Source organism: Streptococcus sp. OMI870, from assembly GCF_047460295.1.
Lineage (GTDB): Bacteria > Bacillota > Bacilli > Lactobacillales > Streptococcaceae > Streptococcus.
This window is the reverse complement of record NZ_JASHGM010000002.1, coordinates 286,646-310,477: the sequence shown is the minus strand read 5'-3', so window position 1 is coordinate 310,477 and position 23,832 is coordinate 286,646. Positions and strand designations below refer to the sequence as shown.

Here is a 23,832-nt window from a genome sequence, read left to right as displayed (position 1 = left end):
GCAAGCGATTACATAGATGAAAATTAGAAAACCAATGCTAGTTGGCATTGGTCATTTTTCTTTTTTGATGGCGTTGATAAGAATGGTAGAGTTTCAAAACGACAGATCCACTAGCCATCCCAATGGAGATCACCAAGGCGAGAATAACAACCAGACTCACGCTAGTCACTGCTTGCCGGTATTGGCCACTAACAAAGAAGGAAGTGGTCCGATAGGAAATATATCCAGGAACCAAGGGTGCGAGAATAGCCAGCATAAAGACAACGACAGGTGTCTTAAGGACGATACTTAAAATCTGACTAATACAAGAGCCGACAATGGCCGCGATAAAAGTTGCTACGATGACATTGGTAGGCCCTTTTAGTACATAGTAGAGGAGCCAAATCCCCATACCGAGAATACCTCCAGGAATCAGCATGGAGCGTTGCACATTTAGGACGATTAAAAAGGTGATGATGGCAATCAAACTGGCCACTGCTTGGATTAAAAATTCAGTTAAGTTCATGGTTCTATTTCATCAGGACAAGGGCGACGGTCGTTCCGGCACCAAGGGCAAGAGTAATGAGGAGAGTCTCAAAGAGCTTACTCATCCCAGAGTTAAGGTGGTAATTCATGAGATCGCGGACAGCATTGGTCATGGCAATACCAGGAACAAAGGGCATAACACAGCCGGCAATGATGAGATCGGTATTAGAAGGGAAACCACTATAGCGCGTCCAGATATGAGCCAAAAAGCCAAAGACAAAAGCGGCCGCAAAAGCAGTGGCAAAAGGAATGCGCACATATTTATCAACGACAAGTGAAAAAGCAAAGGCAAAGACAGTTGCAATGCCCGCTCCAATGGCATCGTAGAAATTTCCACCAAACATGATGGAGAAGAAAGGCGCACTAAGGGTTGCCGCAATGGTCAACTGGAGATTGGTATAAGGAACACGCTTGTTTTTCAACTCGCTCAAGGCCTGGTAGGCTTGGTCAAGATCCAACTCTCCAGAAACCAGTTGACGAGAGATCTGGTTGACATCGCAGACTTTTTCAATGTTGTAATTGGTCCGTAAGATCCGTTTCATGCGCGTCACATTGGCGTTTTCAATTGAAAAGAAAATAGCGACGGGCATCGCTAAAACATTGCAATCGATGATTCCCTGTGAATGGGCGATCCGGATCATGGTATCTTCGACCCGGTGAATCTCAGAACCACTCTCAATAAGGAGGGTTCCAGCTAACATCAGGACGTCGATCACTTGGTTGATCTGTTTTGACTCTTCCATAATTTCCTTCTTACTAAATAATCTGTTTCTATTATAGCAAAAAAGGACGAGAGACAGAACTAAAATTTGACAATTCTAGTTTGTTTCTTGTCCTTATGAATTCCATTTAGAGAGCTATTCGTTTAGCTTTATCATTCGTTAACTCGGGTGGTGATGCTGCACGGTCGTATCCTGGACGAGAAGGGTTGCTAAAAAGATCAGTGCAATCAGAATAAAGAGCCAAATAATAGCGAAAATAAATGTTAAAAACATAGGATCACCCCTTCTATCTTATTTACAGCTCTACTATAACACTTGGAGAAAACGCTGTCAAACGCTATACTGCAAGCTGTTAAACTCTTTCAAAATTCAGAATAGTCTTACGATGGGATGAAAAAAACCAGCCGTTTCCGACTGGTTTATATGATTTGCTTGAATCTTAGCTCAATGCATCATCCATTGAAAGAACTTCGTGGAAGACACGTTGTGTCAATTCAGTTTTTTGTTCTGGAGTGAGGTATTTAGTGTTTACGCAGTATCCAGAGATACGAACGATAACGTCTTCACCGCTCATGATCTTTTCGTAAACATCGTTCAAGTCCATAACGTTCAAGTTAACGTGTTGTCCACCGTTTTCGAAGTAACCATCAAGGATTGTTACCAAGTTATCAACTTGTTCGTCACGAGTTTTACCAAGAGCACGTGGTGAAACTTGAGTAGTGAGTGAGATACCGTCAGCTGCATAACCAAAGTCAAGGCTAGCAAGTGAGTTCAAGTTTTGCAACCAACCACCTTTTGCTTTGTTAGATGGGTTAGCACCTGGTGAGAAGAATTCCAATTTAGACAAGTTCACAGAACCATCTTCGTTGAGGTATACCCCTTTGTGGACTGGAGAGTTACCAGTTTGTTTAGAGTATGCAACGTTAGAAGTGATAGTCAAAAGTGATACAGTAGCTTCTGCGTCTTTGTAAAGTTTGTGGCTACGTAGACGAGTTGTGTAAGCTTCGATCAACCATTCTGCCAATTCGTTTGAACGTGGATCATCTTCACCCCAACGTGGGTATTCACCGATTGTTTCGTAATCGTAGATGTAGCCATTTTCGTAACGGATTGGTTTAACTGTAGCGTATTTGATTGCTGACAAGGTATCAACAGTGTTAGCGAATCCACAGATACCGAATCCCATGTTAGCGCGTTGGTGAGTTGGCAAGAAGGCCATTTGAACTGCTTCGTAGTTGTACTTATCAGTCATGTAGTGGATGATGTTCAAAGCATCTACATAAGTGTCAGTCAACCAGTCAAGAGATTTTTCGAAGTTTGCTTTAACAGATTCGAATTCAAGAACTTCGTCACGGATAGGATCGATGTCAAATACTTTGTAGTCTTTATGAACGTCGTCGTAACCACCGTTCAAACCAGTAAGAAGAGCTTTAAGCACGTTTACACGAGCACCGAAGTACTGGATGTTGTGGCGTTGTTCTTCGTTTTCTGGGTCAAGTGGAGATACACAACATGAAATACAGCTCATTTCACCGTATCCGTCTTTAGCCATTGTTGTCACACCTTCGTATTGGATAGAAGAGTGTTTGTGGCTCATGTGCATACAGTAGCGACGGAAGCTATATGGCAATTTGTCAGTCCAAAGAACTGTCAAGTTTGGTTCTGGAGAGTTACCGATGTTGTCCAAAGTGTTCAAGAAACGGAAGTCCATCTTAGTAACACGGTGACGTCCGTCGTTCCCCATACCAGCCATAGAAGTTGTGATGAAGGTTGGGTCACCTGAGTACAATTGGTCGTAAGCTTTTGTACGAGCAAATTTAACAGTACGCAATTTCATAACGAAATCGTCAACGAATTCTTGGATTTCAGACTCAGTGTAAGTACCACGAGCCAAGTCACGTTCAGCATAGATATCCAAAACGATTGGCACACGTCCAAGAGAAGTAGCAGCACCGTTGATCACACGGCAGACAGCCATGAAGGCGATGTTTGTCCATTGGATCGCTTCTTTTGTATCGAAGGCAGGACGACGTACATCTACACCATAAAGGTCACCCAATTTAACAACTTCTTTAAGTGCTTGGTATTGAAGGTTTACTTCTTCACGAAGACGGATTGATTCTTCGTCGATTTCAGTGATCGCATTCCAGTCGTTTGCTTTTTCAGCCATCAAGTAGTCAGCACCATAAAGAGCCAAACGAGCATAAACCCCGATGATACGTCCACGTGAGTATGCATCTGGAAGACCAGTTACAGTGTGAGCGTGACGTGCACGACGAATGTTTGTAGTGTAAGCACGGAAAATACCATCGTTTACAGTTGTAACATATTTAGTGAAGATTTCATGAACAGCTGGATCTGGTTCATAGCCATTTTCTTTCAAAGTAGTTTCCGCCATACGGATACCACCACGAGGCATGAAGTTCAATTTGAAGAGTTCATCGTTTTGGATACCGAAGATGACTTCGTTTTCTTTATCGATATATCCAGCTGCGATATCAGCGATAGATGTTGGACGGTTATCGTATGGGAAACGAGTTTCTTCATAATGAGCTTTCGTTTCTTCAACAATTTTTTTGATGTGAAGAGAACGTTCAGTTGGACCAGCTAGGAAGCTTTCATCTCCATCATATGGTGTGTAGTTAGCTTGAACGAAGCGAGAAACGCTTGCTTTTTCTTTCCAATCTTCACCTTTGAAGCCTTCCCAAGCTTTATCAAAAATATCTTGTGCTTCAACAACTGTTTTAACAACCATTTGTATTTTCCTCTATTTGTCTTTCTAGCAACTGTATCTGTTGCATTTACACTAGTAGTATACCATACAGAAATCGGTTACACAAAGGAGAATCGCGGAAAATAGCAGATTCTTTTATAATACAGTTTAGCGATTATTACTATACTGTACTATATTTTTGAAAACCGAAAATTATTTCCATCAATTTCCAAGAATTGGGTGAATGTCGATTTTTGCAATTCCGAAATTTTATTTTTATAATAGAAAAAGGAGGGCGAAAAATGCTGATATTTCCATTAGTGAACGATACAAGTCGTAAGATCATTCATATTGATATGGATGCATTTTTTGCTGCTGTCGAAGAAAGAGACAATCCTAGTTTGAAAGGCCAACCGCTTGTGATTGGCCAGGACCCTCGACAGTCAGGGGGAAGAGGGGTGGTCTCGACCTGCAACTATGAAGCTCGAAAATACGGGATCCACTCGGCTATGAGTTCCAAAGAAGCGTTGGAACTCTGCCCCAAAGCAATCTTTATTTCTGGGAATTATGAAAAATACCGAGAAGTGGGTGAGCAAGTTCGTGAGATTTTTAGGCGGTATACGGATCTCATCGAGCCCGTGAGTATTGACGAAGCCTATCTGGATGTGACGGAAAATAAAATTCAGAGCAAATCAGCTGTCAAAATCGCCCGCTTGATCCAGCACGCTATCTGGGAGGAACTACATCTGACAGCCTCTGCAGGGGTCTCTTATAATAAGTTTTTGGCCAAGATGGCAAGTGACTATCAGAAACCCCGTGGTTTGACGGTGGTCTTGCCGGAGGATGCTGAGGATTTTCTGAGCCAGATGGACATTGCCAAATTTCATGGGGTGGGAAAAAAGACAGTGGAGCGCCTACACGAGATGGGGGTCTATACTGGTGCCGATCTGTTGGATATTCCGGAGATGACCTTGATCGATCGGTTTGGGCGCTTTGGCTATGATCTCTTTCGAAAGGCGCGAGGGATTCACAATAGCCCTGTCAAAAATCATCGAATCCGGAAGTCGATCGGAAAAGAGCGGACCTACCGCAAGCTCCTCTATGGAGAAGATGATGTTCTAGAAGAAATTGCCAATCTGTCCAGTAAGGTGGCCCAATCGCTGGAAAAACATGGGAAGCAAGGAAAGACCTTGGTTTTAAAAGTGCGCTATGGAGACTTTACCACCCTGACTAAGCGCATCACCCTGACGGAGCCAACGCGAGATGCTGAGCGCATCAATCGTTCAGCGCGTCACATTTTCCAAGAGATTGAGTCGACAAATATGGGAATTCGCCTCTTGGGGGTCACCATGACTAACTTTGTTGATCATACTGAGCTGCCTCTGGTAGAGGAAGAAAAAGACAACTAGTCTATTCACTAGTCGTCTTTTTTGATATCAAAAAAGGCTGCAATCTCTTCTTCTGTTAGTCCAATCATAGGCGAGATGGTGTGGAGATTGTCTTCAGTCAGTCGATAGACAGTCGGTTCGTCAAGATCAGCCTTCCTTTCAACAGTTTCTTCCTTCCTTCGTGCAGATTCGACCGTAGCAGAAGCTGTGGTAACGGCTGAAGAAGAGTCTTTGGTGTCTGCGCCTCCATCCAGGTCCTTGAAGCGCTCCACCAAGTAGGTCTTACGTGCAGTACCGGTATTTTTAGTAGCGTAATCAAAGGCGCTGTATTCTCCTAAGAGAATCAGCTTGCTCTTTGAGCGCGTGATGGCGGTATAGATCAAATTACGTTGCAACATCCGGTGGCTTTGATTAGTAATGGGTAAAATCACCACAGGAAATTCGCTTCCTTGCGATTTGTGAATACTCATCGCATAGGCTAAGCGAATTTTGTACCATTCATTGCGCGGGTAGACGATTTCATTGCCATCAAATTGAATGGTCAATTCATCTTGCTTGGATTCTGTATATTTTCCTGGTAGAAGGTCTGTGATGTAGCCAATATCTCCATTAAAAACATTGCTTTCCGCATCGTTGACCAGATGGATGACCTTATCCCCATCACGGTATTGGCAGTCTGGCGTGTCAAAGACGACCTGATCTTTGACAGCTGGATTGAGAAGGTCTTGCATGAGTGTATTGATATTGTCAATACCGGCCTGGCCCTTGTACATAGGAGCTAAGACTTGGATATCTTGAGCCGGGATCTGACTGCGAAGGGCAGCAGAGGTGATCTGTTCAATCATCTTAGGGATATGTTCGCTTCCAGCTTCGAAGTATGAGCGGTCGGCTTTTCGTTCCGTGAAGTCATGGGGAAGTTTACCCTGGCGAATGTCTCCTGCCAGGGAGACAATGGTCGAATCTTCACTCTGTCGGAAAATATGTTCGAGTTTGGTCTGAGGGATGCTTGGGATCTGCAAGAGATCAGCTAAGACCTGACCAGGACTGACAGATGGTAATTGGTCTGCATCTCCCACAATCAAGAGTTTGGTATCGGTTGCGATATTGCTGAGCAATTGATTGGCCAGCCAGGTATCAACCATGGAAAATTCGTCCACAATGATAAAGTCGGCGTCCAGATAGTCCTCTAAGTGGCTGGTGTCATCATCTCCTGTCATCCCCAAATGGCGGTGGATGGTAGCACTCGGAAGTCCTGTCAGTTCATTCATGCGCCGAGCAGCCCGTCCCGTTGGGGCAGCCAAGAGGATCGGCAGGTCTTGTTTCTTCCGAAGATCCAACTGGTGGAGTTGGGCATAGACACTAATCATCCCGTTGATAACCGTGGTCTTTCCTGTCCCCGGTCCCCCAGTGAGGATAAAGACCTTGTTTTGGATGGCTTGGTGAATGGCCTCTTTTTGAATGGCATCGTAGTGGATCCCCAAATCTTTTTCAACTTGCGCAATAGCCTGGTTGATTTTCTCAGCTTCAAATGAAGCTTGCTTTCCTTTTTCCAACAATCGACCGATGTGACTGCGAATGCCTTCCTCCGCAAAGAAGAGGCTGTTGTCAAAAATCTTAGTATCCACGTTTTGGACCTTGTCTTCCTCGATGAGACGTCCTAATTCTTGGGCGACAGTGGAAGGATCCAATTCTACTGGTCGTGCAGATTCTAAGAGATCAATAGTGTAGCGTAAGAGGTCCTTGGCTTCGATATAGGTATTTCCTGTCTCGATAGAATAGCTAAAGAGGCTGTGAATCAGCCCCGCACGGAAACGTTCAGGGGCGTCACTGGCAATGCCAAGCTCTTCGGCCAATTGGTCCGCGATTTTAAAGCCCATGCCTTGGATATCTTCCACCAATTGGTAGGGCTGTTGCTCCACAATTTGGAGCGTTTCTTCTTTGTAGAAATCTTGGATCTGAAAGGCCAATTTATTGGGAATTCCGTAATTAGCTAGTTGGGCGAGAATGCGTTCTGTTCCATAATTCTGACGGAGCTTGTCCACAAAAGCCAAGCGGTTTTTCTTGGAGAGGCCTGCGATTTCTTCTAATTTTTCAGGAGCCTCAAGAATTTTATCGATGGTGTTGTCGCCATAGAGATCGACGATCTTTTGAGCGGTTTTGAGACCAATCCCTTTAAAGTGATCACTGGAAAAATATTTGACCAATCCCTTGCTAGTGGGTTTAGCTCGTTCGTAGCGACTGATTTTAAGTTGTTCTCCGTATTTGGGATGATGGACCAACTCTCCCCAGAAGGAGTAGTCTTCACCTTCTAAGATGTCTGCCATAGTCCCCGTTACAATGATTTCAAAATTGTCAAAATCTTCGGCATCTGTATCGCTGATATCGAGCAAGAGAATTCGAAAAAAACTGCTAGGATTTTCAAAAATAATGCGCTCGATGGTGCCTGAAAAATAATATTCCATCATTTTTTCCTTTTTATAAAGCAAGGCTGGGACATACTTGTCTCAGCCTCAGTCTGTTAATCTATACTAATACGTTTTGAAGGGGTAGATAGGCCAAAGTCTAAAGACGGCTTGCCCTTTGATTTGTTCTTTTTTGAAAGCTCCGACCTGACGGCTATCTTTTGAAACGATCCGGTCGTCTCCAAGTAAGAGGTATTCATTGTCCAGTAACTTCAAGGTGAATTTTGTATTGCCATCCTTGTCTACCGTAAAGGCTTGGGCTGTATTGGCCAATTGGCGGAAGAGTTCTCCATTTTCTTCGAACCCTTTTCCAGTGTAGGTCGATTGCAATTTATCTTTTTTGAAGCGAGCGATGTAGTCTTTTAAATAGGGCTCATCGGTTTTCTTTCCATTGATATAGAGGGTATCGTTGTCATACTGGATGGTATCTCCAGGAAGACCGATGACCCGTTTGACAATGTCCTTGGTTTTGCCGTCGTCGTCTTTTTCGCTAGCAACGACAATGTCGAAGCGATCGATCGAGAGATGGTTGACCACAAGAAGGTACTCGCTATCAGCTAAGGTAGGATCCATCGAATGGCCATCCACCTTGACAGGAGCCCAGAGATAAATGCGAGAGGCGATGATGAGACCAACAATGATACTGAAGAGGCCCCATTCTTTAAGGAATCTCACCACTGGTGAGCTAGATGTATGTTTTGAACTTCTTTTTGACATAACTTATCTTTCTAGTAATTTCTTTGCTTTTTCTGTGTTTTTAAAATGGAGTTTGGCACAATAATCCAAAGCTTTCATCCCGTAGGTCTGGAGCAATTTAGCAGCGACTTGGTCTGATTTAGGCCCTGCTCCACTAGGGAGATTAAAGCCCAGTTCTTTGCCCAGATCTTCCAGATTTTGAAGGAAGAGATTGCGGGCGATGATGGAACTAACCGCTACAGCTAAATACTTACCTTCTGCTTTTTCTTCCAACTCAATAGCTTGGGAGACCTGATTTTTTTCAGCTTTTACGTATTTTTGGTAGTTTTTAGCAGTTGTAAAGGCATCAATCACAATTCGCTCTGCTTGAACTCCTGTATTTAATAGAAGGTAGATGGCCTGATTGTGCAGGGCTACCTTGACCGAAACAGCATTGTAACCAGAAGCGATCACTTCATTATACTTCTTTGGAGACAATAAGAGTGCTTGGTGCTGGATATTTTCCTCAAGGAGAGGAGCCAATTGCTGAATTTTTCGATCATCCAAGGTCTTAGAATCTCCAACACCGAGCTTTTTGAGCCAGTCGTGCTGGTCAGGTGTCACAAAGGATGCGACAACGGTGAGTCCACCAAAATAAGAGCCGTTTCCGACCTCATCGGTTCCGATCATGGCTAGATCTTGTCGTGCAGATGAAGTAGAACGCTTAAGGTTCCCAGCATCTTGCCCGAAAAAGGTCAGGTAAGGAGTGAGGTCATTGCCCTGGAGCAGGACCTTTCCAGACTTGTAGATCGAAACGGTCGCTCCCTCTAGTCGAAAGAAATAATCCATATGTGGGTTCTTGCTTTGAGTGAGAGAACTGCGATAGGTATGGACAAAATCAAGGATTTGCTCCTGTGTTGGAGTGAGTGTCATACTTTCCATAACCACTATTGTACCACAAATTCAGGGAGAGAGGGAGCAAAAAGAAAGAAAGAATCCCTTAAGAAAATCGCCTTGAAGAGGGCCTTTGCTACTGACAAAGCGCCCCTTTTTTGATATAATACCGTGAGGTGATTTTTATGGCGAGCTTAAATAGATATAAATTTACATTTGGAAACAAAGCGCTCACTTTAACAACCAACCATGATAATTTGTTTATGGAAGAAGTCGAACGTGTTGCAAGAGAAAAATACCAAGCAATTAAAGAACAAATGCCGGAGGCTGACGATGAAACCATCGCCATTTTATTGGCAGTAAATAGTTTGTCTATGCAACTGAATCGAGAGATTGAGTTTGACGACAAGGAAACAGAACTAGATGATTTTCGTCGCAAAGCTTTAGACGACTTAAAGGATAAATCATCTAAATAAGAGGAGATACATGTTAACTTTCTTAATCTTATTGATTTTGGCATGGAGCTTTTATATTGGCTTTGCAAGAGGGATTATTCTGCAGGCCTACTATTTTCTAGTGACCATCTTGGCCCTCTTGATTGCAGGTGCTAGTTACAAGAGCTTGGCTAAGATTTTATCTCTATGGGTCCCTTTTTCGAGTCCCACCCAAGAATCGGTGAATTATTTTTATTCCAATCACTACTTGTTTCAGTTAGATGAAATTTTTTATGCAGGTCTGGCCTATGTGGCGATTTTTGCGGTTGTTTATTTAATCGGCCGTGTGATTGGAATCTTTATGCACTTGGTTCCCCAGCCAGAAAAACTGGAGGAGCGCAAGTATCAAATTGGAGCAGGTGTGATCGCCGTGGTGATAACTCTCTTGGTCATCCAGATGGGCTTAACCGTCCTTTCAACTGTTCCCATGGTTTCCATCCAAAATAGACTAAATGCAAGCGGCTTGATCCGCTTTATCATCCTTCATACCCCGATTAGTTCAAGTCTGTTCCACAATTTGTGGGTAACTGCGATCGTCGGGGCTTAAGGAGCAAGACAGGAAGAAAGGAGTGAGACAAGTACGACTCAAGGACGTACGCTCACTTTTTTTGTAGGAGAAAAATGAACAAAAAAATCTTAGATATTCTGGAGTTTGACAAGGTCAAGCAGCTCTTTGAACCCTATTTACAGACAGAGCAAGGGGAGATGGAGCTAGCAGTCCTTACTCCAACTGATAAAAAAGAAAGCATCGAAACGGCCTTTATGGAGCTAGAGGATATGGAGCAGATCCTCTTGGAAGATTCACGCTTTGCAGTATCGACCATCCAAGATGTCCGTCCAGTGACCAAGCGTTTGGAGATGGAGGCGGCCCTCAATATCGATGAATTACTGGCTTTAAAAGCAGTTCTTCGAGTGACACATGAGCTCAAGGATTTTTACGAAAACTTGGAAAATGTCCGTTTGGAAAGGCTCCATCGCCTCTTTGACAACTTGGTGGATTTGCCCCGCTTACAAGGAGGGCTACAAGCTATCAACGAAGGAGGCTTTGTCGAGTCTTTTGCCAGTGAAAAATTGGCTAAAATCCGTCGCCGCATCCAGGAAAATGAACACCAGGTCAGAGAGATTCTGCAAGACCTGTTGAAAAGTAAAGCCGATATGTTGGCGGATGCTGTAGTTGCTAGTCGAAATGGGCGAAATGTTCTGCCGGTAAAAAACACCTATCGAAACCGCATTGCAGGGGTGGTTCATGATATCTCTGCCAGTGGGAATACTGTTTATATCGAGCCTCGTGCAGTGGTTAATCTCAATGAAGAAATTGCCAATCATAGAGCTGATGAGCGGTATGAGATTATTCAGATTCTGGAGGAATTATCTGACACCCTGCGCCCTCATGCAGCAGAAATTGCAAATAATGCCTGGATTATTGGACACTTGGACTTGATCAAGGCCAAGTATCGATTTATGCGCGATTTCAAGGCAGTGGTCCCAGAAGTGACTAACAATCGCTCGATTCAGCTCTTGCAAGTGCGTCATCCCTTGATTGAGAATGCCGTCGCGAATGACCTGCATTTTACCGAGGACTTGACTGAAATCGTGATTACTGGTCCCAATACAGGTGGTAAAACCATCATGCTAAAAACGCTGGGACTAGCGCAAATTATGGCCCAGTCTGGTCTTCCCATCCTAGCGGATCCAGGTAGTCGTGTGGGCATCTTCTCACAAGTCTTTGCAGATATTGGAGATGAACAATCGATCGAGCAGAGCTTGTCGACCTTCTCCAGTCATATGACCAATATCGTATCGATCTTACATCAAGTAGATACCGCCTCCTTGATCCTTCTGGATGAGTTGGGTGCTGGAACCGATCCCCAAGAGGGGGCTGGCCTTGCCATTGCCATCTTAGAAGACCTGCGCTTACGCGGGATTAAGACCATGGCGACAACCCACTATCCAGAGCTCAAGGCTTATGGAATTGAGACTGATGGGGTGCAAAATGCTAGCATGGAGTTTGACACAACGAGTCTGCGCCCGACCTATCGCTTTATGCAAGGAGTTCCTGGTCGCTCCAATGCTTTTGAGATCGCCCGCCGTTTGGGCTTGTCTGAGACCATTATCCAGGATGCCATGAAGATGACCAATACGGACAATGATGTCAATCAGATTATTGAAAAACTGGAGGCGCAGACCTTAGAGAGTCGCAAGCGCTTGGATACCATTCAAGAAGTGGAGCAAGAAAATCTCAAATTCAATCGCGCTCTTCGAAAGCTCTATAACGAGCTGACTCGAGAGAGGGAAACAGAGCTCAATAAGGCAAGAGAAGAAGCCAAGGAAATTGTGGACATGGCACTTTCAGAGAGTGACCGCATCCTTCAAGGTCTTCACGCCAAATCTCAGTTGAAGCCACATGAGATCATTGAGGCCAAGGCTCAGTTGAAAAAACTAGCTCCTGAGACCGTCGATCTTTCTAAAAATAAGGTCTTGAAAAAAGCCAAGAAGGCGCGTGCTCCTAAGGTCGGAGATGAAATCCTGGTTATCAGCTATGGGCAACGCGGAACCCTAGTCAAGCAACTCAAAGATGGGCGCTGGGAGGCGCAAGTCGGCTTGATCAAGATGACCTTGGAAGAAAAAGAATTCAACCTTATCAAGGTTGAAAAAGAAGCGGCTCAACCTAAGAAACGCCAGGTGAATGTCGTCAAGCGCTCAAACACGAGCGGGCCGAGAGCGCGTCTGGACCTCCGTGGAAAACGCTATGAAGAGGCCATGCAAGAGCTAGATGATTTTATCGATCAGGCTCTGCTCAACAACATGGCCCAAGTCGATATCATCCACGGGATTGGGACAGGGGTCATCCGTGAAGGGGTGACCAAATACCTCCGCCGCAACAAGCATGTCAAGAGTTTTGAATATGCCCCACAAAATGCAGGTGGAAGCGGTGCAACTATTGTCACGTTTAAAGGCTAATCGAATCCTAGCTGTTTATCAGCTAGATTCAGATTAAAGAAAAAGCTATCTTAGCAACTTTCCTTAGGTGAGTACGGACGTCAGCGAACTTCGAAGAAGTTCCATGACTTAGTTTTGAGCCTAAGGTCTCAAAACTTCCGAGTGTCTGAAACAATTGTGTTTCAGACACTTTTCTCACGGCGGAAAGTTTCAGTGTATGTTTGAATGAGCCTATTAGTATGTATCAGTTTTAATTATTCTATATCAGTTAAGTTGTTTTAAGTAAAAATTTTATCTACATTCTAAAATCTTGCTGTTTATCAGCTAGGTTTTTTTACATCTGACATCATGAAAATGATTGAGAGCCGATGAAAAGGATTCGCTTTTAAATCTGATTTTCAGTAGGTCCTTCTTTTTAAAAGTGCTATAATAAAGGCAATGAATGATTTGGGAGGATACGCATGCGTAAACGTGAAAGTGCAGATTCGTGTACAACGATTCTAGTCGGAAAAAATGCTAGCTATGATGGTTCAACGATTGTAGCACGGACAGAGGATTCTCAAAATGGGGCCTTTACACCTAAGAAATGGATCGTGGTCAAACCAGAAGATCAACCGCGTCATTACAAGTCTGTCTTATCCACTTTTGAGATTGACTTACCAGATAATCCAGTTCGCTATACAGCAGTTCCAGATGCCATTCCTAAGGACGGGATCTGGGGAGAAGCTGGGATCAATGTCTATAATGTTGCCATGAGTGAAACAGAGACCATTACGACCAATAGCCGTGTGCTAGGGGCAGATCCTCTTGTAGAGAGTGGCATCGGTGAGGAAGACATGCTGACCTTGGTCTTGCCTTATGTCAAGACTGCCCGCGAAGGGGTTTTGCGTCTCGGAAAGATTTTAGAAGAGTACGGAACCTATGAGTCTAATGGGATTGCTATTTCAGATGTCCATGAAATCTGGTGGTTGGAAACCATCGGAGGTCACCACTGGATGGCACGCCGTGTCCCAGATGATGCCTATGTGACCAACCCGAACCAACTGGGAAGTGATTATTTTGAATTTGGAAATCCAGACGAGTTTCTCTGTGACCCAGATCTTGAGAACTTTGTCGCAGAGCACCATTTGATTCTGGATCAAAAAGGTAAAGGTTTCAATCCACGCTATGCTTTTGGTAGCCAAAAAGACAAGGACCGCCACTACAATACACCGCGGGCTTGGGCCATCCAGCGTTTCCTAAATCCTGAAATCGAGCAGGATCCACGGAATTTTGAGATTCCTTGGTGTCAAAAGCCCTATCGCAAGGTGACGATTGAAGATGTCAAATATGTCTTGAGCAACCACTACCAAGATACCATCTACGATCCATATGGACCAGAAGGAGATCAGGTAAGTCAGCGGACCTTCCGGACAATCGGGATCAACCGGACCAGTCAGACAGCGATTCTTCAATTGCGTCCCAATAAACCACAGGAAACGACAGGCATCCAATGGCTTTCTTACGGCTCCATGCCATACAACACAGCTGTCCCTTTCTTTACCCAAGTGGATACAACGCCAGACTACTTTGCCAATACGACAGCTAAAGTCACGACTAATTCCTTTTACTGGGCTAACCGGATTATTGCAGGACTAGCAGATCCTCACTATGCTCACCATGTTGGGGATCTAGATGACTACCAAGAATCGACAATGGCTTGGGGACATGCACGCATCAATAAAGTCGATCGTGCCCTTGCAGCAGGTGAAACCGTCGATTTTGAGGCGGAAAACCAAGCCATGAGTGATCAAATCCAGGAAGCGACAGATCAACTCTTAGACAAGATTTTGCTAGATGCTAGCAACCTCATGACCAATCACTTCTCCTTGAGTGATTAAAAACCGTGCATTTGCAGAAATCTTGCAAGATATTTTCATTAATCTTTGACAAAGTTTTGAAAATCAATTAGAATAGAGAAAATTACATACGACCGAATGAAGTTTGCAGGAGCGTGAGTGACTGTGAATGGACGGAACTCTGGAGAGACCAGAAATGGCACCGAAGGGGCAAGGTAGAGGATGCATCTACTCAAACTCTCAGGTAAAAGGACAGAGCGAAGAATAGGGGAAGTCCCCTATTTTAAGCAGGACCAGAGTGCATGTTTGACATGTACTCTTTCTTTTTCTCTTTTCTGTCGAGCGGTCGATGAAAAAGGAGGCAAAGAATGGATCATGTATTGCAGTTTTTTCAGCAACTCGATAATCTAGTGTGGGGCGCCCCGCTTTTGGTGCTCTTGGTAGGGACAGGGATCTACCTGACCCTTCGCTTGGGCTTGCTTCAGATACGCTACCTTCCAAAAGCTTTTCGCCTGATCTTTACAGAAGATGAGGGGCATGGGGATATCTCGAGCTTTGGAGCACTGGCGACAGCTCTAGCTGCCACAGTGGGAACAGGCAATATCGTAGGGGTAGCAACAGCGATTCAGACAGGTGGCCCAGGGGCCCTCTTTTGGATGTGGATGGCAGCCTTCTTTGGAATGGCGACCAAGTATGCAGAAGGGCTCTTAGCCATTCGTTATCGGACCAAGGATGACAATGGCCTTATTTCGGGTGGTCCCATGTACTACATTCTTCACGGAATGGGAGAGAAGTGGCGACCGCTAGCTATTTTCTTTGCGGTTGCAGGAGTTCTAGTGGCCCTCTTTGGGATCGGAACCATGACCCAGGTCAATTCTATCATAGGCTCTCTCCACGCAAGTTTTGGCACAGCACCAGAAGTGGCTAGTGTGGTGATTGCCCTCATCGTTTCGACCGTTATCTTTGGTGGGATTCACTGGATTTCCAAAGTCTCTGAAAAGGTGGTTCCTTTTATGGCTGCTGCCTATATCTTTGCGACTGTCACGATCATTGCCTTGCATCTGGACCAATTGCTTCCAGCTTTAAAATCGGTCTTTTCAAGTGCCTTCACAGGGACTGCAGCCATGGGAGGTTTTGCAGGAGCAACGGTCAAAATGGCCATCCAAAAAGGGGTGGCGCGTGGTGTCTTCTCCAATGAATCGGGCCTTGGATCGGCTCCCATTGCAGCAGCAGCTGCGAAGACCAATGAACCTGTCGAGCAGGGCTTGATCTCGATGACAGGGACCTTTATTGATACCATTATCATCTGTAGTTTGACAGGGCTGTCTCTTCTGGTATCAGGTGAGTGGATGGCGAAGGGCAGCACGAGTACCTTGACTCAGGATACGTTTACAGGTGTCTTTGGCCCAGTTGGAGGCATTATCTTAACGCTGTGCTTGGTGCTGTTTGCGACAACGACCATTCTTGGATGGTCTTACTACGGAGAACGGTGTTTCGAATTCCTGTTTGGTGTCAAACATATCAATCTCTACCGGATCTTCTTTGTCTTAATGGTTGGACTAGGCGGTTTCCTAAAATTAGATCTGGTCTGGGTGATTGCAGATATCGTCAATGGGCTTATGGCTCTACCCAACTTGATTGCGCTCTTGGCCCTCTCCCCAGTCATTATCAAAGAAAGTAAAGGCTACTTTAAGAAATAATAAAACCCAGATCGCGAGGTCTGGGTTTTATTGTCTATTTGAGATAGGATCTTTTAATAGCGTTTTTCTTTTGGCCAGCTACTCATCTCAGCGACTGCTGTGAAGAGTACATCTGTTGATGAGTTGAGGGCTGTTTCGCAAGAGTCTTGAATGACCCCGATGATAAAGCCGACACTGACGACTTGCATGGCCAGATCATTGGTGATGCCAAAGAGGCTACAAGCAACAGGGATCAGAAGGAGAGATCCTCCCGCAACTCCGGATGCCCCGCAGGCTGAGATAGCTGCCACAACACTGAGGATAAGCGCCGTTCCAAAGTCAACCTGAATCCCTAAAGTATTGGCTGCTGCAAGGGTTAAGGTATTGATGGTTACCGCTGCACCTGCCATGTTAATGGTCGATCCAAGAGGGATAGAAACAGAGTAGGTATCTGGATTGAGACCCAGCTCTTCACAAAGGCGCATATTGACAGGAATGTTCGCCGCTGAGCTTCTTGTAAAGAAGGCTGTCACCCCACTGATGCGAAGACATTTCCAAACAAGGGGATAAGGGTTCTTGTGGATCATCATGAAAACAATCAAAGGATTGATGACCAGAGCGACAAAAGCCATCGTTCCCACCAATACTAGCAAGAGAATCCCGTAGTTACTAAGGGCACTGAGTCCTTGGCCAGCGATCGTCGTATAGACCAAGCCCAATATCCCAAATGGAGCTAGATTGATAATCCACTCGACAATTTTTGATGTGATATCTGCTAGGGTTTGCAAGAGGTCTTTACTATGTTCACTGGCTTCTCTCATGGCAATTCCAAAGACAGTTGCCCAAGAAAGGATCCCAATGTAGTTGGCTTGTTGCAAGGCATTGACAGGGTTGTCGACGATCTTGAGCAAAAGATTACTAATGACTTCGCCAATTCCATTTGGAGAGGAGCCTTCGGCCGCTTTCCCAGTTAAGGTAATGGTGATTGGGAATAGATAATTGACCAAGACAGCAATAAAGGCTGCCGCAAAGGTTCCTAAGAGATAGAGGATAATGACCTTTTTCATATTGGTCTCTGTCCCTTTTTGGTGTTGGGAGAGGGCATTTGCGACGAGCGCAAAGACCAGAAGGGGTGCGATGGCACGTAGTCCTCCGACGAAGAACTCTCCTAAAAGTCCAATAGCAGTTGCTTTTGGGAAGAGAAGTGCGAGAATAACACCAAGTACAATCCCAATCGCGATCCGCTTCATGAGGTTGGTTTTATTCCAAGTGGTAATCAGCCGATGAAACATACGAGACCCCCTAAAAAAATAGTTAAGGAATATTATACGATAGTTAGGGGGTAAAAGCAATGCAATTTAGAAAAAAATAGCGTCATTTCCGAATATTTGATATAATCAAACTATTATTTGCTAGAAGGGCCCGAATAAATGAGTCAAATTTTCCAACGTTATTTCAGTAAAATAGACTGGACAAAGATTTTTGATGACCTAATTTCAAAATGCATCTCCCTGATTTTTGTCTTTCTCTTATTTTTCATCGCTAAAAAGGTCATCCATAGCCTGGTCAAGCGGATATTAACTCCTTCCTTTAAGTATACGGTGCAGGATGAAGCCCGTAAAAAAACCATTCTCCGTTTAGTAGAGAGTCTCTTGAACTACTGCTTGTATTTTATATTGATTTACTGGATTTTGTCGATCCTGGGTCTTCCAGTCTCTAGTCTATTGGCTGGTGCTGGGATTGCTGGGGTGGCTATCGGGATGGGAGCCCAGGGCTTCCTTTCCGATTTGGTCAATGGTTTCTTTATCCTTTTAGAACGCCAGCTGGATGTGGGGGACAATGTCCGACTTACCAATGGTTCTATTAATATTGCCGGCATCGTTAGCAGTGTGGGAATTCGGACAACTCAAGTACGTGATTTTGACGGGACTCTCCACTTTGTCCCGAATCGCAATATCACTGTCGTCAGCAATCTTTCTCGTGGAGATATGCGCGTGTTGGTAGATATTCCACTAGATGCGAATACAGATCTTGACAAGATCTACCAGGTTATCGCTCAGGTCAATCAGTCTCAACAAGATAAGCATCCAGAAGTGTTGACAGGCCCTACCATTTTAGGCCCACAGATCGAAAAAAGTGGTCGCTATTCCTTCCGTATTGCTATGACCGCTCAAAATGGAACCCAGGTTACTGTTTATCATACTTACTATAAACTCTATCATGATGCCTTGATGGAAGCAGGAATCAACCTTCCAACAGCAAATAACGGAATCATGTAAAAAAGAGGCTGGGACAAAAGTCCTAGCCTCTTAATTGTTTTTGGATTGTCGAGCAAGACGCAGTGGTTGAGTGGGCTCTACAACGCTGATTTCATAAGCTTTTACAGCCCTACTCAACTGTGCGGAGGTGGGACGACGAAATCGAATTCTAACGAATTACCGATTTCTGTCCCACTCTCTTTTTAATCGATGTTACGATCTTAAGTGGCAGTATTTGTCATCCAAATATTTAATCTGATCCCAAATCTTTCGAGCTTTAGGTGGTAAGATCAATAATTGCTTGCGCAATAGGGCAGTGATTTCAAGATCCAGTGATTCGATGGTGAGGGCTATGGCTACGGAACTTTTTGCCCTTTGGATCTTGTTAATGCAGTGTTGGATGTGCTGGCAAGCAGTACAAGTCTGTGTTTGACGGCTTGCTGCAATCTCCTGACGCATATCAGAAAGCAGTTGCATCAATTCAGATTTAAGGAACTCAATGGTAGTTGACTTGTCTTGAGCAAAATGAAACATAAGCGCACCTCCTTTTGCTATAGTTTAATACTAATTTATTAAAAATGCAAGGGGGGAACGTAAAAAAATAAAATTTTTTTAGAAAAAGATACAGAAAAAGACAAGACTCAAATCTCTCACCTCTAATGATGGTTAAGATTCCTTTCTTTAAAAATGACTTTCTTCCCTTGGGACCAATTGTCCCTAAAGAGATCAGTAGCTACAAAAAACTCCTGAAACACACTGGTTTCAAGAGTTGAGAGGCTTTGACCCGAAGGTCTCAAAGAAAAATATCGATTGATTATACAAGACCTTGTGCAATCATCGCGTTTGCGACATTTTCAAAGGCAGCGATGTTGGCGCCTGCAAGGTAATCTTTACCAAGTCCGTAAGTTTCTGCAGTTGTTTTAGCAGTGTTGAAGATGTTGGTCATGATGTCTTTCAAACGACCATCCACTTCTTCACGTGTCCATGAAAGACGGAGGCTGTTTTGGCTCATTTCAAGAGCAGATACAGCTACCCCACCAGCATTGGCAGCTTTAGCAGGTCCATAAAGGATGCCGTTTTCTTTGTAGACTTTAATGGCTTCAAGGTCGCTAGGCATGTTGGCTCCTTCAGAGACAACTTTCACACCTTGAGCGACCAAACGTTTAGCAGCATCGCCATCGATTTCATTTTGAGTTGCACATGGAAGTGCGATGTCATAGTGACCAGCGTAAGTCCATACAGAACCCTCGTAGTAGGTAGCAGTTGGTTTTTCTGCAGCGTATTCAGTCAAACGTGCACGACGTTTTTCTTTGACGTCTGTAAGAAGGTCGAAGTCAATACCGTTCTCGTCGATCACGTAACCGTTTGAGTCAGATACAGAGATAACAGTTGCACCAAGTTCAGTTGCTTTTTGAAGAGCGTATTGAGCAACGTTACCAGAACCTGAGATCACGACTTTCTTACCAGCAAAGCTGTCGCCGTTGGCTTTGAGCATTTCTTCCGTATAGTAAACCAAACCGTAACCAGTTGCTTCTGGACGGATCAAGCTACCACCGAAACCAAGAGGTTTACCAGTCAAGACACCAGCGTCAAATTGGCGAAGACGTTTGTATTGTCCGTAAAGGTAACCAATCTCACGTCCACCAACTCCGATATCACCGGCAGGCACGTCAAGAGAAGGACCGATGTGTTTTTGCAATTCAGTCATGAAGCTTTGGCAGAAGCGCATCACTTCCGCATCAGTCTTGCCTTTAGGATCAAAGTCTGATCCACCTTTACCACCACCGATAGGAAGGCCAGTCAAGACGTTTTTGAAGATTTGTTCAAATCCGAGGAATTTCAAGATCCCTTGGTTAACAGTTGGGTGGAAACGAAGTCCGCCTTTGTAAGGACCGACAGCTGAGTTGAATTGAACACGGTAACCACGGTTCACTTGAACCTTTCCATCACAGTCAACCCAAGGAACACGGAAAGAAATCACGCGTTCTGGCTCAGTAATGCGAGCCAAGATATTTTCTTCAATGTATTCTGGATGTTTTTCAAATACAGGTTCCAAAGTGCTGAGGAACTCTTCAACAGCTTGAAGGAATTCTGCTTCATGGCCGTTACGAGCTTTTACAGTTTCGAAAGTGCTTTGGATATATTCTTTTGCAGTTGTCATCTTGTTTCTCCTTTTTTTATTGAAACGAATGCCAGTAGGTTAGCGAACATACTGGTATATGGAGGCACTGCTGAAAGCAATGTCATGTTTTATTACGTGGATCATTATAACAGACTTTTTTTGACTTGTAAAGAAAAAAGTTGAATTTTCTGAAAATTTTCACAGCTGATGGACGATGTCAAAAAGATCCCTATCTTGGACTGAGTCCGGTTGAAATGATGATACGATTTTTAGCTATTCCTAGAGAAAAAAGCTACTCTTTCTTGAGTAATTTCTTACTATTTCCGGACGATCCTTTCTCTTTTTTAGTTTTCTAGGCATGAATTCTTTTTTTCGTGCTATAATGACTGTAGGAATTTATTTCAAGGAGAAGAAGATGGTATCAACAAAGACGCAAATTGCTGGTTTTGAATTTGACAACTGCCTGATGAATGCGGCGGGTGTAGCCTGTATGACTACTGAGGAATTAGAGGAAGTGAAGAATTCAGCTGCTGGGACTTTTGTGACCAAGACAGCAACTCTGGAATTCCGTGCTGGAAATCCAGAGCCACGCTACCAAGATGTGCCACTTGGCTCAATCAATTCGATGGGGCTACCTAACCAAGGATTGGATTATTATTTGGATTACCTATTAGAGTTGCAAGAAACAGATCCTGACCGGACCTTCTTCTTATCTCTTGTCGGCATGTCGCCCGAAGAGACCCATACCATCTTGAAAAAGGTGCAGGACAGCGACTTTAAAGGCTTGACAGAACTGAACCTTTCTTGCCCTAATGTCCCTGGAAAACCTCAGATTGCTTATGACTTTGAGACGACGGATCGGATCTTGTCAGAGGTCTTTGCCTATTTCACCAAACCTCTTGGCATCAAGTTACCACCTTACTTTGATATTGTCCACTTTGATCAAGCTGCAACGATTTTTAACAAATACCCGCTCAAGTTTGTCAACTGTGTCAACTCGATCGGAAATGGTCTCTATATCGAGGATGAAACCGTAGTGATCCGTCCGAAGAACGGTTTTGGTGGAATTGGTGGCGAGTACATCAAACCAACTGCTCTGGCCAATGTCCATGCCTTTTACCAACGTTTGAATCCAGAAATTCAGATAGTGGGAACCGGTGGGGTCTTGACTGGTCGCGATGCCTTTGAACATATCCTTTGTGGCGCTAGTATGGTGCAAATCGGAACCACACTTCATAAAGAAGGAGTTGGGGCTTTCGAGCGTATTACAGCTGAGCTCAAAGCTATTATGGAGGAAAAAGGCTACCAAAGCCTGGAAGACTTCCGTGGAAAATTGCACTACATTGACTAATCTTTCGAAAAGAACTTCCTCAAGTAGATTCTTGGGGAAGTTTTTTTAGATTTCTTATCCAGAGAGTGCATTCTGTTCCTAGTTTTAGGAATTCTCCATTTATATAGAGAGAAAAAGGAGTACAATGGAGGTGAGAAGGAGTTTATGATCACTGGCATGATGAGGCTGTGAAGCTTCAGTCACAGTTCTAGGGTGAGACGGTGGTTTTGTATGTGTTACTAAAATTATATCTGAAAAAAATTCAGAGGAGGTGTTGGTCATGGTAGTCCTTCATGATTTTCTACATCAGCTAAGCATTTCGTTTTGGAATTTCTATTACTCACTCTTTTTCTTATTTGAAAAATAAGTGGGAATGCCTCTGTCCCTTTTACTAGTATAGTAGAAGGGATTTTTGATGCAGAATCCTTGAAAATCTGAGGCTCTTGGATTATGATGGAGCTAATAGATGTCAAGCGTTCCACATAGAGAATGCAGGAAGCGAGGAAAAAAGATGGCAGAGATTTATCTAGCAGGGGGCTGTTTTTGGGGCTTAGAGGAGTATTTTTCACGGATCCCCGGTGTAGAACAGACGACGGTGGGCTATGCCAATGGCCAGGTAGAAACGACCAATTACCAATTAATCAAGGAAACGGATCATGCAGAGACCGTACAAGTCATCTACGATCCAGATAAAATCACCCTACGAGCGATTCTGCTCTACTATTTTCGGGTGATCGATCCCTTGTCTATTAACAAGCAGGGAAATGATCGAGGTCGCCAATATCGAACAGGCGTCTATTACCTGGACGAGGCGGATCGTGAGGTGATCGCCCAAGTGTTTGCGGAAGAAGAAAAGCAACTGGGCAGCAAGATCGCGGTGGAGCTAGAGCCCATGCGTCACTACATCCTGGCTGAGGACTACCATCAAGACTACCTCAAGAAGAATCCTGGGGGCTATTGCCATATCGATGTGACAGATGCTGAGCAACCCTTGATTGATCCAGCAGCTTATCAGAAACCAGATCAAGAAACTTTAAAGGCGAAACTGACAGCAGAGCAGTACCAAGTCACCCAAGAAAGTGCGACGGAGCGTCCTTTCCACAATGCCTATGACCAGACTTTTGAAGAGGGCATCTATGTGGATATTACGACTGGGGAACCTCTCTTTTTTGCAAAGGATAAGTTTGCGTCTGGCTGTGGCTGGCCAAGTTTCTCCCGTCCCATTGCCAAAGATGTCGTCCACTATTACCAGGACTATAGCCACAGGATGGAGCGGATTGAAGTTCGGTCCCGCTCGGGCAATGCCCATCTCGGCCATGTCTTCACCGATGGACCAAAAGATCTAGGTGGCCTTCGATACTGTATCAATTCGGCCTCTCTGCGCTTTATTCCAAAAGAGGAAATGGAGCAAGAGGGTTATGGTTATTTGTTAAAAGCATTAAGATAATAGAAAAAGCATCTTAGAAACTTTCCTTAGGTGAGTACGGACGTCAGCGAACTTTATAAAAGTTCCATGACTAAATTATGATACAAAGGGCGTCCGCGGATACAGTCAAAATAGGAAGTTTGACGCAGAATCTTTTGATTCTAGGAAAACTTATCTTTTTGACACAATCCGCAGCCCGTGTTCAATTCGTTTTGAACCCCTTCGCTTTTCAATTTTTAGGCTCAGGCTAAAACAGTTCCCCGAACTGTTTTACTTTCAAAACTCCCGAGTGCCTGGGACAAAAGTCCTAGCCTCTCAATTGTCTTTGGATTATCGAGCACGACGCAGTGGTTGAGTGGGCTCTAC

At 44.3% G+C, this 23,832-nt stretch carries 18 protein-coding genes and 1 riboswitch; of the genes, 9 read left to right on the top strand and 9 right to left on the bottom strand.

Features of this window, described 5'->3' with window-relative positions:
• Nucleotides 1–37: 37 nt before the first annotated feature.
• From QM968_RS05500 to pflB, 3 genes are all read right to left on the bottom strand, one after another.
• Nucleotides 38–505, bottom strand: coding sequence for a threonine/serine exporter family protein (locus QM968_RS05500; RefSeq protein ID WP_414382858.1), 468 nt, complete (start codon nt 503–505; stop codon nt 38–40).
• 4 nt (nt 506–509) lie between these two features.
• Nucleotides 510–1,268 (bottom strand): threonine/serine exporter family protein, encoded by a 759-nt coding sequence (locus tag QM968_RS05495; protein ID WP_009731683.1) that lies wholly within the window; start codon nt 1,266–1,268, stop codon nt 510–512.
• 418 nt (nt 1,269–1,686) lie between these two features.
• Nucleotides 1,687–4,002: a formate C-acetyltransferase gene (gene pflB / locus QM968_RS05490; RefSeq protein ID WP_414382856.1), complete on the bottom strand. Its 2,316-nt coding sequence runs from the start codon at nt 4,000–4,002 to the stop codon at nt 1,687–1,689.
• Between the two features lie 260 nt (nt 4,003–4,262).
• Between pflB and dinB the strand changes: the two genes are divergently transcribed.
• On the top strand, nt 4,263–5,369 hold the full coding sequence (gene dinB / locus QM968_RS05485; protein ID WP_414382854.1) for a DNA polymerase IV: 1,107 nt from the start codon (nt 4,263–4,265) through the stop codon (nt 5,367–5,369).
• Between the two features lie 8 nt (nt 5,370–5,377).
• On the opposite strand, the gene QM968_RS05480 is transcribed toward dinB, so the two are convergent.
• From QM968_RS05480 to rnhC, 3 genes are all read right to left on the bottom strand, one after another.
• A complete protein-coding gene (locus QM968_RS05480; protein WP_414382972.1) occupies nt 5,378–7,810 on the bottom strand; it encodes an ATP-dependent RecD-like DNA helicase in 2,433 nt (810 codons plus the stop codon).
• Nucleotides 7,811–7,876: 66 nt separating this feature from the next.
• Nucleotides 7,877–8,527, bottom strand: coding sequence for a signal peptidase I (gene lepB, locus QM968_RS05475; protein ID WP_195189342.1), 651 nt, complete (start codon nt 8,525–8,527; stop codon nt 7,877–7,879).
• A gap of 3 nt (nt 8,528–8,530) precedes the next feature.
• Nucleotides 8,531–9,427, bottom strand: coding sequence for a ribonuclease HIII (rnhC, locus tag QM968_RS05470; RefSeq protein WP_414382851.1), 897 nt, complete (start codon nt 9,425–9,427; stop codon nt 8,531–8,533).
• Nucleotides 9,428–9,564: 137 nt separating this feature from the next.
• On the opposite strand from rnhC, the gene QM968_RS05465 reads away from it, so the two are divergent.
• The 5 genes from QM968_RS05465 to QM968_RS05445 all read left to right on the top strand — a co-directional run bounded on the left by QM968_RS05465 (nt 9,565) and on the right by QM968_RS05445 (nt 16,351).
• Entirely contained in the window at nt 9,565–9,855 is a 291-nt protein-coding gene (locus QM968_RS05465; RefSeq protein ID WP_009731676.1) for a hypothetical protein, read from the top strand.
• Nucleotides 9,856–9,865: 10 nt separating this feature from the next.
• Entirely contained in the window at nt 9,866–10,420 is a 555-nt protein-coding gene (locus tag QM968_RS05460) for a CvpA family protein (RefSeq protein WP_414382849.1), read from the top strand.
• Nucleotides 10,421–10,494: 74 nt separating this feature from the next.
• Nucleotides 10,495–12,834: an endonuclease MutS2 gene (locus QM968_RS05455; protein ID WP_414382847.1), complete on the top strand. Its 2,340-nt coding sequence runs from the start codon at nt 10,495–10,497 to the stop codon at nt 12,832–12,834.
• Between the two features lie 440 nt (nt 12,835–13,274).
• Nucleotides 13,275–14,693 carry a C69 family dipeptidase gene (locus tag QM968_RS05450; RefSeq protein WP_414326495.1) on the top strand — a complete coding sequence of 473 codons (1,419 nt, stop codon included), beginning with the start codon at nt 13,275–13,277 and terminating at the stop codon, nt 14,691–14,693.
• A gap of 129 nt (nt 14,694–14,822) precedes the next feature.
• A riboswitch (glycine riboswitch) is annotated at nt 14,823–14,917 on the top strand.
• Nucleotides 14,918–15,019: 102 nt separating this feature from the next.
• Nucleotides 15,020–16,351 carry an alanine/glycine:cation symporter family protein gene (locus QM968_RS05445; protein WP_414382845.1) on the top strand — a complete coding sequence of 444 codons (1,332 nt, stop codon included), beginning with the start codon at nt 15,020–15,022 and terminating at the stop codon, nt 16,349–16,351.
• A gap of 53 nt (nt 16,352–16,404) precedes the next feature.
• Here QM968_RS05445 and sstT read toward each other — a convergent pair whose 3' ends face one another.
• Nucleotides 16,405–17,622, bottom strand: coding sequence for a serine/threonine transporter SstT (gene sstT, locus QM968_RS05440; RefSeq protein WP_414382843.1), 1,218 nt, complete (start codon nt 17,620–17,622; stop codon nt 16,405–16,407).
• A 138-nt stretch (nt 17,623–17,760) separates the two neighbouring features.
• On the opposite strand from sstT, the gene QM968_RS05435 reads away from it, so the two are divergent.
• Nucleotides 17,761–18,609 (top strand): mechanosensitive ion channel family protein, encoded by an 849-nt coding sequence (locus tag QM968_RS05435; protein ID WP_414382841.1) that lies wholly within the window; start codon nt 17,761–17,763, stop codon nt 18,607–18,609.
• Between the two features lie 192 nt (nt 18,610–18,801).
• Here the strand turns inward: QM968_RS05435 and QM968_RS05430 are convergent, their stop codons facing one another.
• Both QM968_RS05430 and gdhA read right to left on the bottom strand, forming a co-directional pair.
• On the bottom strand, nt 18,802–19,122 hold the full coding sequence (locus QM968_RS05430; RefSeq protein WP_414382839.1) for a hypothetical protein: 321 nt from the start codon (nt 19,120–19,122) through the stop codon (nt 18,802–18,804).
• Between the two features lie 280 nt (nt 19,123–19,402).
• Nucleotides 19,403–20,749 carry an NADP-specific glutamate dehydrogenase gene (gene gdhA / locus QM968_RS05425; protein ID WP_414382837.1) on the bottom strand — a complete coding sequence of 449 codons (1,347 nt, stop codon included), beginning with the start codon at nt 20,747–20,749 and terminating at the stop codon, nt 19,403–19,405.
• Between the two features lie 376 nt (nt 20,750–21,125).
• Here gdhA and QM968_RS05420 point away from each other — a divergent pair, with 376 nt between their 5' ends.
• Both QM968_RS05420 and msrB read left to right on the top strand, forming a co-directional pair.
• Nucleotides 21,126–22,061 carry a dihydroorotate oxidase gene (locus tag QM968_RS05420; RefSeq protein ID WP_414382835.1) on the top strand — a complete coding sequence of 312 codons (936 nt, stop codon included), beginning with the start codon at nt 21,126–21,128 and terminating at the stop codon, nt 22,059–22,061.
• A gap of 490 nt (nt 22,062–22,551) precedes the next feature.
• Entirely contained in the window at nt 22,552–23,487 is a 936-nt protein-coding gene (msrB, locus tag QM968_RS05415; RefSeq protein WP_414382833.1) for a peptide-methionine (R)-S-oxide reductase MsrB, read from the top strand.
• Nucleotides 23,488–23,832 lie beyond the last annotated feature (345 nt).